Genomic DNA, 12,296 nt, shown 5'->3' with positions numbered 1-12,296 from the left:
CTATGTATAGACTGCGCCGAAGCGCAAACGGTTTTGTTTTTTTATAAAATACAAAAGAAAAAGGCCCAGCAAGAATGCCGAACCTTGATGTGGACTTGATGATGGAGCGCTTGATAACTATGAAGAAGCTTTCTCCTTTGTTTCCACGCTCGTTCCAAGCGTAATACCGCTTTTCTGAGCATAAGCACTTAGGATTTCTTCTGTCTCCGAGCTTGTACGATGATGGAAGCAAGCTTTGGCAACCCTTGTAGCGTCTATAGCCAGTGTATTCAGGGTACGGTGTTTAACCTTCAGCAGTGCCTGTGGCGACATGCTAAGATCACTAATCCCTAACTCCAGCCAAAGTGGTAAAGAACGCTCATCTGCCGCCATTTCACCACATACACTTATATCTATTTTTGCATTACGGGCTGCTTCTACAGTCATACGGATCATTCGCAGAACCGCTGGATGATATGGATGATACATATGCGCAATTTGTTCATTCATACGATCTACGGCTAGTACATATTGCACCAAATCGTTCGTACCGATACTGAAAAAGTCAACTTCCTCCGCCAGTAAATCCGCAATCATAACCGCAGCTGGAACTTCAATCATAATACCGACTGGAATATTCCGATTAAACGGTATGCCCCGTAGCTCCAGTTCAGCCTTCACTTCTTCCAGTACAGCTTTTGCTGCTTGTACTTCTTCTACGGAAGATATCATAGGGAACATTAGCTTTACATTCCCGTATGCGCTCGCCCGCAAAATGGCGGTTAGCTGAGTTTTGAACATATCTTGTCGATTCAAGCTGATTCGAATGGCACGATAGCCAAGGAACGGATTCTGTTCTTCTGGTAGCTGGAAGTAATCCAGATGCTTGTCCCCGCCTATATCCAGCGAACGGATCACAACCATATTACTGCCTACCTTCTCGACAACCTGTTTGTACACTTCAAATTGTTCATCCTCAGTTGGAAAAGAACTGCGATCCATGTAAAGAAACTCTGTACGGAATAGACCTACACCCTCGGCTCCATACTTGAGCGCTAAATTCAGTTCTTTGACTGAGCTGATATTACCGGCCAATCGCAGGTTAACGCCATCTTTAGTGACGGCATCGACTGTAGCAAGCAATTCCAGTTGTTCTTTCTTTTTATGCTGCTTATTCCGAAGAGAAACATATTCATTGATCGTTACCTCATCAGGATGAATTTGCACAGATCCCGTGTCTCCATCTATCACGAGCATGTCTCCGGTCTGAATAGGGTTAGACAAATTATTCTCCAAACCTGCCACGAGCGGAATGCCCAGTGCACGAGCCATAATGGAAGAATGTGAGGTTTTACCGCCCATCATAGTAACAATACCTAGAACATAAGTTGGGTTCAAGTGAGCTAACTGGGAAGGAGATAACTCCTTCGCAACGAGAATATACGGCTGTGTATCCGATGGCAGCGTGACCTCAGGAGCACCTAAAAGATGCTTTAACAGACGGTTACCGACATCCTTGATATCCACCGCCCGCTCCTTCATGTATTCATCATCCAGCAGATCAAACATCGCTACAAAATGATCAATCGCTTCCTTAACAGCCACTTCCGCCGCCTTATACTGGCGTTCAATAATCCCCCGGATTTCGCTCATAAACACCGGATCATCCAAAATCGCCAGATGAGCATCAAAAATGCTGGATTCCTCCGGACCGACTACTTCTCTGAATTCTTTTTTGATGAATTCAATCTCGTCCTTAGAGGTACGGATACCTTCGTATAAACGCTCAAACTCCTTAGCTAGATCCACTGGGTTCACTTGTGTGTCTGGTAAGCTCCACTCCCAGTTCGGTAAGACAAAGGCCTTCCCGATAGCTACACCTGCTGCTGCGCCTATGCCTTGTATCATCCTTCTATCCCTCCAACGTTACTTTCATGTAAGACTACGGACATTACTGAAGATTGCCCCTTTTTAACATTTTTAAATGGAGCATAGCTCCATGATTTTACTCGATCAGGATTCGTAATCACCATTGGTGTAGCCAGTGAAGCTGCATGCTCACGCAAATAAGCGAGGTCGAATTTAACAAGCAATTGACCTGGTTCCACGCTGTCGCCTTCTTTTACAACCGCCTCAAATGGCCCTTTAAGCTGCGAAGTGTCGATCCCTATATGCATAAGTACCTCCAGCCCTTCCGGCGTAGCAATACCAACGGCATGCATTGTAGGATAGACGTGCATAACCTTCCCGAATACAGGCGAAGTCAGCTCCCCTTTTTCCGGCAAAAATGCAACTCCATCACCCACCAGCTTCGCTGCAAAGATGTGATCCGGCACTTCCTCAATGGGCATCATTCTACCCTGCATCGGAGAACTGAACAATACCTGAGGCAAATCACGAAGCATTAGCTTATTAATCTCCTCGCGGATCAGCTCTGAATACGTACCAAATACTACCTGGACATTCCCGCCACCGAGCTTGATAATCCCAGCAGAGCCAAGACCTTTGAGCGCCCCGGTATCTATAAATCGATCATTATGGACGGTAAGCCTCAAACGAGTGATACAGGATTGTACTTGTACGATATTCTCCTTACCACCAAGCGCCTCCAAGATCAATGGTGCCTGATAAGGGATGTTTCCTGCCCAATCACCGAGTTCCGAACCTTCTTCACGCCCTGGTGTCGGGATCTGAAAACGGCGAATCGCCCAGCGGAACAAGTTATAATATACAATCCCATAAGCTATACCGATCGGAATTAACAACCAAGCCCTCTGGGACAGATGCATATTCAAAAAGAAATCAATAGCCCCTGCGGAATAGGAGAACCCATGATGAATCCCCAACATGTAGGTAATCACCATAGCAAGACCGGACATTACTGTATGTACCGCAAATAAGTAGGGAGAAGCAAACAAAAACGCAAATTCAATCTGCTCCGAAACCCCGGTTAGAAAACAGACCAGAGCCGCCCGCACAAAAGTCTTTTTAATCTTAGGCTTCAAGTCCTCGCGCGCTTCCTGAATAATTGCAAAAGCAATGGCTGGCAGTGCGAACATCATAATCGGAAACAAACCTGCCATAAAAATCCCCGCCGTAGGATCGCCTGCAAAAAAACGTGGCAAATCCCCCTGAACGACAGTGCTACCATCAGGAGTTGTGAAATTTCCAAACTGAAACCAAAACACATTGTTGAGAATATGGTGAAGACCGAAGGCTGTTAGTACTCTATATAGCACTCCATAAATAAATACGCCAAAGCCGCCTGTCTGCAATATTCCTTGAAAAAGATCATCCAGTCCTCTTTGCAGCAGTGGAGAGATCCCTAACATCACCCATGCAAAGCCAGCCGAAAACAATCCCATGAACAGCAAAACAAAACGCGAACCTCCAAAAAACTGTATCGCCTCTGGAAGCTTGATATTTTTGAACCGGTTTTGAGCGATACCGGCAACTATACCCAGCAAAATTCCGATAAGTGTTGCAGGTTGTACAAGCCCGTCTCCCATATGGGTAACAATCCGGTCGTAAGTGAACATTCCAGCCAATGCTGCAAGACCCGCCGTTCCAGCTTGATTGGATAATCCCCATGCTACACCCACAGCGAACAAATAAGGCATAAAATAAAAGATTCCCTGCCCAGCGTATGTAGCCACTTCGGATACCGAAGAAAGTCCCCATGCAGACCAAGGTAAGCTGCCCAAACTAAGCAAAATGGCTGCCGCCGGCAGTACCATGGTAGGAAGCATTATGGCTCTGCCCAATTGCTGCAATGATCCGAGCCAATTCAAGGCTACCCTCTCCTTTCTTTCTATATTGAATGGTAAGCGCTGCGGGGGTTTTTGTCAAAATAAACTGAAGGAAAAGATCAGGGTATATTTAAAACAAATACACACTCACTCCACAATAAAATCACCTAGAAACACCATTCTCTGGGCTCAGGATTCCAAAGCACTAAAGCAAACAATGCTAAAGCTGGTTAAAACCGATAAAAAGTTACTCCGTATGGATGCTGATAATGCTTCAAGTGAATGAGTAATATTTTATTGAATTAAGTTTTGTCTGCTGACTGAGTCTCTTTCTTTCGCTGCCGCTGATTAGAAAAGAAGTTAATTGTACTTTGTGCAGCTATTTATATCCTAGAAAAACTGAAATCCATATAAGTGTACTTTGTGCAATTATTTTTAATAATTTCACCCTTTTTCTTACCTTTGGTGTGTAATAAGTGTACAAAGTACAACTAAACCACAATAGAACAGAGATATTTCCGATATAGTTGTATATAGTGCAATTATTCTCCCTCTCCTACCATATTTGATCTGGTCGCATAGCTTTCACTTCGTATTGTCGAACCCGTTCTCCCGTAATTACAGGCTTTATTAGTCCCTTCTCACTCAACGAGTGCAACAATCTGCGCGCCGTTCGAAAGTTAATGCTGAAATAGGTGGTCACATCCTTTGGACGGATCGCCCTACCCAGTCGCCAAGCCAACCGTAGAACCTCCTTCTCCTCAGACAAAATATCCACGCCTGCAGATTTGCGCGCCAAATGAGGTGCCAGCACCAATTGCAAAAGCATCCGGCACACCTCGGGGCGGTGCTGAAGATCATCAACAGAAAAATGAATCATTTTCCACCCCATTCCGGTCAGAAAAGTGTCCCGATTAACTGCGTAGTTGAATCTCTCGCGGTCCATGTCCTTCACATGACTTTGAAACCCGTCACACTCAATCCCGAGACTGCCGCCGCTCTGCGGAAGAAAAGCGAAGTCCAGAAACTGAGATTTACGATTCCAGTCGTACACTTCGTATTCTGGATGCAAATCATCAAGGCTCTCAAACAATGGCCACCATACATTCTGCAAGAACAACTTCTCCGCATAATTATGCCCTCTAACCAGCCTCCCCCTTCTTTCTCCTGATCTTTCAGTCAAGTGCTTGTTAATGAACATACCATGTGCTTCTTCAAATTCCATTATGGTATCCTCCCCTATAAAAATAAAAAAACGCCCTTCACCGCAAATTATGCGGATAAAGGACGTTCTTCGTCTAACTTCAGTATAACAAGCTCAGTTAGTGATTTGCATTAGAAATTGCACAGTCTGTGCAGCCAATCGTAATCAAACAATGCTTTTGATCTTGGCTGTTCTTTAACATTAAATTTGCAACTACTTCAGCGTCAAAAAATTTAGTTCGCTGGTTTGTTAGTTTGTTCTTTTGTCTGTCGGCTCGCCGGTTCATTGTTCTCTCGGTTGGTTCGTTTGTCGGCTCATAAGCTCGTCAGTTCATCGTTTGCCCGCTCGTCGGTTCGTTCGAAATCCCTTGACACACGCTCTGATCTTCACTTTTCTCAATAGTCAGATAAAGTGTTGAACTACCGAACCTTATGCCCGAGTCCGCCCATGCATCGTGATCGCTTCTTCGACCTTGATACAACGGTCCATAATCGCCGTCATACCGTGCTCAGCGGCGATTTCAGCAGCTTCCTGGCTGATTACACCCTGCTGAAGCCAGAGCACACGTGCGCCGATTTCAGCGGCCTCCTGTGCGACCTTTGCGCAGTATTCGCTTCGACGAAACACATTAACAATGTCCACCGGCTCTGGAATTTCCGCTAACGTATGATAGCACTTTTCTCCCAGTATTTCACCATCAACCAATGGGTTTACAGGAATGATCCGATATCCCCGACTTTGCATAGCACCCGCAACCATATAGGAGGTACGGTCTGTTTTGTCAGACAGGCCAACAACTGCAATATTACCGGCAGATGCAAGGATATCTCCGATCTGCTCCCGGCTTGGATTCTCAAAGCTCATACACAGTGCCCCTTTCCATAGTTACACTTTATGATCCTGATTTACTTCACTGAAGACTGAAGCTAAATTCGCTAGCTCCCTTACTTCTATTGTACCCACTCCACATTCGCACCAAGCGCACGCAGGTGATCAAAGTATTGCGGATACGACTTAGCGACATGGTGAGCATCCTTGATCAATAGTGGTTTACGGGCTCGTAAACCTACTACTGACAGCGCCATAATTACACGGTGGTCGTAATGCGCGTTAATGGTCACACCACCTTCGACGCCTTCAGGCATGCCGTGAACGATAATTTCATCGCGGCGTTCCTCAACATTGGCTCCTGCACGAGTCAATTCTGCCAAGTAATCAGTTATACGATCACATTCCTTATACCGAAGGTTCTCAACGTTATAGAATCGTGAAGTGCCTTCAGCAAATACGGCAGCAGCTACCATAGCCAGCACCGCATCGGTTGCAGCATCTCCGTCGAATTCAACAGCTTTTAGAACGCCGTTCCCTTGTACGTGAACTGTTCCCTCTTTATGAGTAAGCGGTACTTCCATCATACGCAACACATCAACAATGGCTCTTTCTCCCTGCTTACTCTGTTCCACAAGTCGATGTACCTTAACATCTGACTTTGTAACCGCAGCTGCTGCTAAAATAGCCGCAGAGCCAGGATAGTCCCCTTGAACGGTATATGTTTTTGCCGCATAGGCTTGACGACCTGGCACTTTAAAGGACATATAATCATCCGCCGCATGAACCACAATTCCTGCCTGCTCCAACACTTCTAGTGTCTGACCTACGACAACCTTTGATTTCAAATCATCAAGGACAATAATTTCACTATCTTCTTCAAGCAATGGTGTCAAGAATAATAGAGCACTTAGGAACTGGGAGCTGACAGCACCCGAAACTGTAATTCTACCCCCAACAGGTTTGCCACCGCGGATCGTGATCGGCAACTTACCTTCATTATGCTCTACCTTCACACCAAGCTGTTCTAGAGATACGATCAGGTCGTCATGTGGACGTTTACCCAATGAGTCAGGATACGTATTTACGAATGTGACCTCAGGGCTTAAAGCAGCTACAGCCATTAGAAAACGTAATACTGCTCCAGCATTCCCCACATTAAGTTCCTTAACATCCTTAGGTTTGCGTCCAAAGCCTTGAATCACAATCTTCTCATCATCTTCTGTGAGTACAGCTCCCAAATCTGCAATACAACGACGGATGGCATCGCTATCTTCACTATGTGCCGGATGATAAATCGTACTTACGCCTTCTGACAATGCGGCAACCAGCAAATAACGAGTGGTATAGTTTTTGGAAGAGAGGGCCCCAAATTCTCCTTGCAGGGATGGCGTTGGCCTAACAATAACGTCCATAATATAAACTCTCCTTAGTAGATATAGTTGTATGTAGTGCTCGTTTGACAGGGTATTCCATGCTTGTGTTATCATTAAACCATTCTTCTGATGAAAAGAGGTCACAACCATGCATAATGTTCCACAAATTACACCGCAAGAATTGCGGCAGTGTCTAGAGACAGGAGAAGACCTTGTACTCATCGACGTTCGTGAAGACGAAGAGGTTGCCTTCGGGATGATTCCCGGTGCACAGCATATCCCCATGGGAGAAATTCCACACCGCACTGAGGATATTCCAAGCGATGCCAAAGTGATCTTTATCTGCCGTTCCGGTGCTCGAAGCCAGCGTGTCTGCGAATATCTACAACAGTTTGGCTATCATGCTACAAATTTAAGCGGCGGTATGATTGAATGGAATGAAACACTCTCTTAAAAGCTCAGCCGCGGTAATGCATTAAAATATATTGCGACACTTCTGCCGCTGTCAGTCCCGTTGTATCGACCGTGTAATGCGCGAACAGGTAAGCTTCTCGACGGTCTTCCATGATACGTCTAACCCGTTCTTCTGCATTGCCGGCGAGCAGCGGACGATTCTGATCTCCACTAACGCGGGCAATAATCTCTTCTTCTGTTGCCGTTAGCGCAACCACATGCCCTTTACTCAGCATTAAATCTGTATTCCCCGGCGCCAATACCGCGCCACCACCAGTAGATATTAATTTATTCTCAGACTCTAGCATACGCTTTAGTACTGCTGTTTCCACGCTTCGAAAGTAATGCTCTCCATCTTCCGCGAAAATTTCTGCAATACTTCGGCCTTCAGTTTCAACAATGACATGATCCAGATCAACCAGCTCGTAACCCAGTTCCTCGGCCAAAATTGCGCCTACTGTTGACTTCCCAGTTGCCATCATCCCTACTAAAATAATGTTCTTATTTCTTTGCTCTTCGTTGAACTTTTTAAATTCTTCTGTATCCCCAGCCATGTCTATCCTCCAACCGCGATATTTGTCATATCATAACACAGGGTCAAAACATTAGACAATCTGCTTCACATAGTAAATACACATCAAAACTTCAACAAAAAAGGCCCGAAAGCCTCCCCATTTCTGGTGAAGCAATTCGGGCCACTTTTTTAAAATATAAGAAAGTACAAGTTTCATGTTATACATTAACCTTATATTTCTCGCATAAACGCTTCTTACCGTCCTTTAGGGACGCCGAAGGCGTCATTGCTTATAACCGTAATAAACTAGATTATTCTGCAGACATCCAGTTGTGGTGGAAAACGCCTTCTTTGTCTACACGTTTGAACGTGTGTGCGCCGAAGTAATCGCGTTGTGCCTGAAGCAGGTTCGCAGGCAGTCTTTCTGTACGATAGCTATCATAGTAAGCCAATGCGCTGGAGAATCCAGGTACTGGAACACCCATCGTTACAGCTGAAGCGATAACTTTACGCCATGCGGATTGGTAATTGTCCATAACATCCTTGAAGAAAGGATCAAGCAATAGGTTCTTAAGATCTGCATTGTTCTCGTAAGCATCCGTGATGTTTTGTAGGAAACGGGAACGGATAATGCAGCCGCCGCGCCAAATTTTAGCCAACTCGCCATATTTCAGATCCCAACCGTATTCGTCGGAAGCTACGCGAAGTTGAGCGAAACCTTGAGCATAGGATACGATTTTACTTGCAAACAATGCTTTACGCACGTTCTCGATGAATTCAGCTTTGTCACCATCAAATGGTGTAGCTTCTGGTCCGTTAAGCACTTTGCTTGCTTCTACGCGCTCATCCTTCATTGCAGAGAGGAAGCGTGAGAATACGGATTCGGTAATCATGGACAAAGGTACACCAAGATCCAGTGAGCTTTGGCTTGTCCATTTACCAGTTCCCTTTTGGCCAGCGGAATCAAGGATCACGTCAACCATTGGTTTACCAGTTTCTTCATCATACTGAGCAAAAATATCTGTAGTAATCTCGATCAGGTAGCTGTCGAGCTCACCGCTATTCCACTCTTTGAAAATGTTGTGAAGTTCTTTTGCATCCAGACCTAGAACGTCTTTGAGCAGCTGGTAAGCTTCACAGATCAATTGCATATCACCATATTCGATACCGTTGTGCACCATTTTAACATAGTGTCCCGCACCGTCTGGTCCGATATATGTACAGCAAGGCTCACCGTTAACTTTAGCTGAGATTGCAGTTAGGATTGGTTCAACTAGCTTATACGCGCTTTCTTGACCGCCAGGCATAATGGAAGGACCTTTAAGAGCTCCTTCTTCACCGCCAGAAACCCCAGTTCCGACAAAGCGGAAACCTTTTTCTTCCAGATATTTACTGCGACGAACCGTATCAGGGAAATAAGCATTTCCTCCGTCGATAATAATGTCGCCTTGATCAAGATGCGGCAACAGTTGCTCGATGGTAGCATCAGTAGCTTTACCAGCTTGAACCATGATCAGAATTTTGCGCGGTGTTTCCAGCGAAGCTACAAATTCCTCAACGGAAAATGTGCCTACGAGGTTTTTACCTTCCGCCTCAGCAAGAAGATCATGTGTCTTCTCCGGTGAGCGGTTAAACACGGATACGGAAAAACCTTTGCTTTCGATATTTAGAGCCAAATTCTTGCCCATTACCGCCAAGCCAATAACGCCGATTTGTTGTTTTGCCATCTGGTCCTCCACCCTTTGCACCCTATATTTTTTGGAAATCCATTTCTCGCAGTATAAGAATACCACCCTTTATCAGAGACAGCAAAGCCTGCCCTGCGAATAAAGATCAAATTCATCGACAAATCCATTGCCAATATGAAAATGATCACAATGACTATTTTAACGTTTTTAGCACCAGAAGTGAACCCCTGTCTGCAAGTTCTCAAACAAATCTAAGACACCCCGAAATTCGGGGTGCCCCTAAGCAACTTATTTCGGCACCTTGTTTACCATTCTAACATATACAATTCCTTCGTCAAAAAGGTAAGCTGAGCTCGGCATTTCTCCGCGCGAATCATATCCTCAGCCTTAAGTGCATCATTTAATCGATCCAGCTGCTCATCCACTTCAATCCTGCGCTGGCGAATTCGTTCCTCTCCTTCAACAGAATAATAGAGCTTGGTCAGCTCCTCATCGGTGAGCATAGGACCCTTCTGGTATAAGACTCGCTGCTGATAACCCGAGATTTCAACAAGACGAATCACTTCGCCGAACAAAATATTTTCAATAATAATCTGACGGTCTCTGAAGCGCTTTACAATGGCATGGCCTCGCATGTCCCCAATTAACTTCTCCATCCATTCTGACAAGCGAGCATCACGAATCATATAGTCACCCACGAGTTTATAGCCATCTTTGATCCTTTGAAAACGTAATTTCACCAGTTTACGACCCGTACGGACCGAAATTACAAAGACCTGTTCGTTCTCGCTCCAATATAGGGAATAACCTTTTTGAATCAAATCCTTGATCAGGTCCTGGATATGCTGTCTGTCGAAACGCAGCTCCAGGTTACAATACTCCACCTCGTCGTTTTTGTTCACGGCACTCCCCCCTAACTACTTCACATCTGCAAAGCCAACACAATTGTTCAATTTCCGATTATTTATGGCTGCCGGACCTCTTCAAGTAGTAGTTACTTTTGCGTTCGTCTTAGTCTTATTTTATACTTCAGTTTATGTAGCGGTAACTTGGTTTATTGACTATTTTTACCCGCAACACACTTTCTCCAAACGCTGATTGAATTTTTATTTCTTTTAGTCCTTTTAATTCCTAAAAAAAGCCGCTGACAACTAATTCTCAGGTTGTCAGCGGCTTTTCACATCTAAGGTCAACTAGTTTTAAATTTCAACTTCGTTCTGTGTACAATTAGTAAATGCAGCCCAAAGAGTATCAACATAACAATTGCACTCATCAGAAACGGAACACCGTGACCTACATGGTCCCATAGTCTCCCTGATATCACTGGTCCTGCCACCATCCCTGAGCCTTGCAAGGTCAAGAAAAGCCCCCAAACAGTCCCTCGTTCCCCCTTAGGCACTTGCTTAGCCAGAAAGGCGTTCCATGCCGGGAGAATAAGCGCGTAGCTTATACCGACCAATGCCACCGCGATAAAAGCAAGCGGGAGCCAGCGTACCTGTGAGAACAGGGCAAGGGAAAAGGCGGCAAGCAAAAAGCCAATGTTCAGAAACACAGTTGTTCCTATTCGGTCCACCAGCTTGCCTGCTGGAATTAGAGCAAGCACCGTAATTCCCCCACCTGCAATCAGAAGCAGACTAAATTGATTCGGACTAACATGAAGCTCCGTACGTGCAAACAAGGTAACTACAGGCGTCATCAAGCCAATGGCAAAAGCCTGAAGAAATAAGGCCGGATATAGTAGGCGACTGACTTTAAGCGTCGTTCTGACCTGATGCAGTGTTCTTTTTATACTTTCTAATGGACTGATTTTTTTACGCTCAATAGCTCCGCCGAGCCCCTGCATGTCCCTTACAACTGCATGAGTGCCACTTGACGAGATTCTTTTAGGTAGAAAAAGCGCAACTACAACTACTACAGCAGCACACCCTAGCAGGACCAAAAAGGCTACACGATAGCTTTGTCCACCCTGATCCATCAAAAAATTCACTACAATCGGACCGATTCCCGTTCCTGCGAGCGATGCCATCTCTACAGCACCCATAGCTGCTCCACTGCTGCCGCTTTTAGTAGATCCCGCCAATTCCGTTATTCCGGTCATCACACAAGGCCAAAGCGGGGATGTCCCGATCCCAAGAATAAGACAGGCAATCGAGAGCGTAACTGCTGTTTTGGCATATATTATCATTCCAACAGCTACTAGGATCAACAACAAGGCACTTGTCATGGTCCAGCGAAATCCTATGCGCTCCATAACCCAGCCAGAAGGACTGCGGAATAGATTATCCCCCAAATACTGGAGTGCAAAGGCAAAGCCTACTACCGTAACAGATAGACCCAAAATATTCTCCATATATACGGGTAACAAAGCGACAAGTAGCGACCCTTTAACAAACTCAACTAAAAAAATAATTACCCACATCTCCATGATAAATGGCGACGTCAAACTGATATGTGTACGTTGCGCAGCTTTTGTGGACATTCTATCACATCCAAATCCTAGTATTC

The 12,296-nt window shown here is 45.2% G+C and carries 10 protein-coding genes; 1 reads left to right on the top strand and 9 read right to left on the bottom strand.

What is annotated here, in order from left to right; translation table 11 throughout:
• Nucleotides 1-117 precede the first annotated feature (117 nt).
• From ptsP to aroA, 5 genes are all read right to left on the bottom strand, one after another.
• Nucleotides 118-1,887 carry a phosphoenolpyruvate--protein phosphotransferase gene (gene ptsP / locus H70737_RS11475; protein WP_042187321.1) on the bottom strand — a complete coding sequence of 590 codons (1,770 nt, stop codon included), beginning with the start codon at nucleotides 1,885-1,887 and terminating at the stop codon, nucleotides 118-120.
• On the bottom strand, nucleotides 1,884-3,770 hold the full coding sequence (locus H70737_RS11470) for a glucose PTS transporter subunit IIA (RefSeq protein WP_042187319.1): 1,887 nt from the start codon (nucleotides 3,768-3,770) through the stop codon (nucleotides 1,884-1,886). The genes ptsP and H70737_RS11470 overlap by 4 nt, the downstream gene beginning before the upstream one ends.
• A 514-nt stretch (nucleotides 3,771-4,284) precedes the next feature.
• A complete protein-coding gene (locus tag H70737_RS11460) occupies nucleotides 4,285-4,953 on the bottom strand; it encodes a PDDEXK family nuclease (protein ID WP_042187315.1) in 669 nt (222 codons plus the stop codon).
• Between the two features lie 408 nt (nucleotides 4,954-5,361).
• Nucleotides 5,362-5,796: a CoA-binding protein gene (locus H70737_RS11455; RefSeq protein ID WP_042187313.1), complete on the bottom strand. Its 435-nt coding sequence runs from the start codon at nucleotides 5,794-5,796 to the stop codon at nucleotides 5,362-5,364.
• Nucleotides 5,797-5,882: 86 nt separating this feature from the next.
• Complete coding sequence (gene aroA / locus H70737_RS11450; protein ID WP_042187311.1) at nucleotides 5,883-7,175, bottom strand: 3-phosphoshikimate 1-carboxyvinyltransferase; 1,293 nt, start codon at nucleotides 7,173-7,175, stop codon at nucleotides 5,883-5,885.
• Nucleotides 7,176-7,284: 109 nt separating this feature from the next.
• Between aroA and H70737_RS11445 the strand changes: the two genes are divergently transcribed.
• Nucleotides 7,285-7,590, top strand: coding sequence for a rhodanese-like domain-containing protein (locus tag H70737_RS11445; protein WP_042187309.1), 306 nt, complete (start codon nucleotides 7,285-7,287; stop codon nucleotides 7,588-7,590).
• A gap of 4 nt (nucleotides 7,591-7,594) precedes the next feature.
• On the opposite strand, the gene H70737_RS11440 is transcribed toward H70737_RS11445, so the two are convergent.
• The 4 genes from H70737_RS11440 to H70737_RS11425 all read right to left on the bottom strand — a co-directional run bounded on the left by H70737_RS11440 (nucleotide 7,595) and on the right by H70737_RS11425 (nucleotide 12,270).
• Nucleotides 7,595-8,143: a shikimate kinase gene (locus H70737_RS11440; RefSeq protein ID WP_042187307.1), complete on the bottom strand. Its 549-nt coding sequence runs from the start codon at nucleotides 8,141-8,143 to the stop codon at nucleotides 7,595-7,597.
• 271 nt (nucleotides 8,144-8,414) lie between these two features.
• Complete coding sequence (gene gndA / locus H70737_RS11435) at nucleotides 8,415-9,830, bottom strand: NADP-dependent phosphogluconate dehydrogenase (RefSeq protein WP_042187305.1); 1,416 nt, start codon at nucleotides 9,828-9,830, stop codon at nucleotides 8,415-8,417.
• 266 nt (nucleotides 9,831-10,096) lie between these two features.
• The gene (locus tag H70737_RS11430; RefSeq protein ID WP_042187304.1) at nucleotides 10,097-10,693 is read right to left on the bottom strand and encodes a hypothetical protein; all 597 of its coding nucleotides are present in this window, start codon (nucleotides 10,691-10,693) and stop codon (nucleotides 10,097-10,099) included.
• Nucleotides 10,694-10,980: 287 nt separating this feature from the next.
• Nucleotides 10,981-12,270, bottom strand: a complete 1,290-nt coding sequence (locus H70737_RS11425; protein ID WP_042187302.1) for an MFS transporter — start codon at nucleotides 12,268-12,270, stop codon at nucleotides 10,981-10,983.
• Nucleotides 12,271-12,296 lie beyond the last annotated feature (26 nt).

Source organism: Paenibacillus sp. FSL H7-0737, assembly GCF_000758545.1.
Classification (GTDB): domain Bacteria; phylum Bacillota; class Bacilli; order Paenibacillales; family Paenibacillaceae; genus Paenibacillus_AQ.
This window is presented reverse-complemented; position numbering and strand designations above follow the sequence as displayed.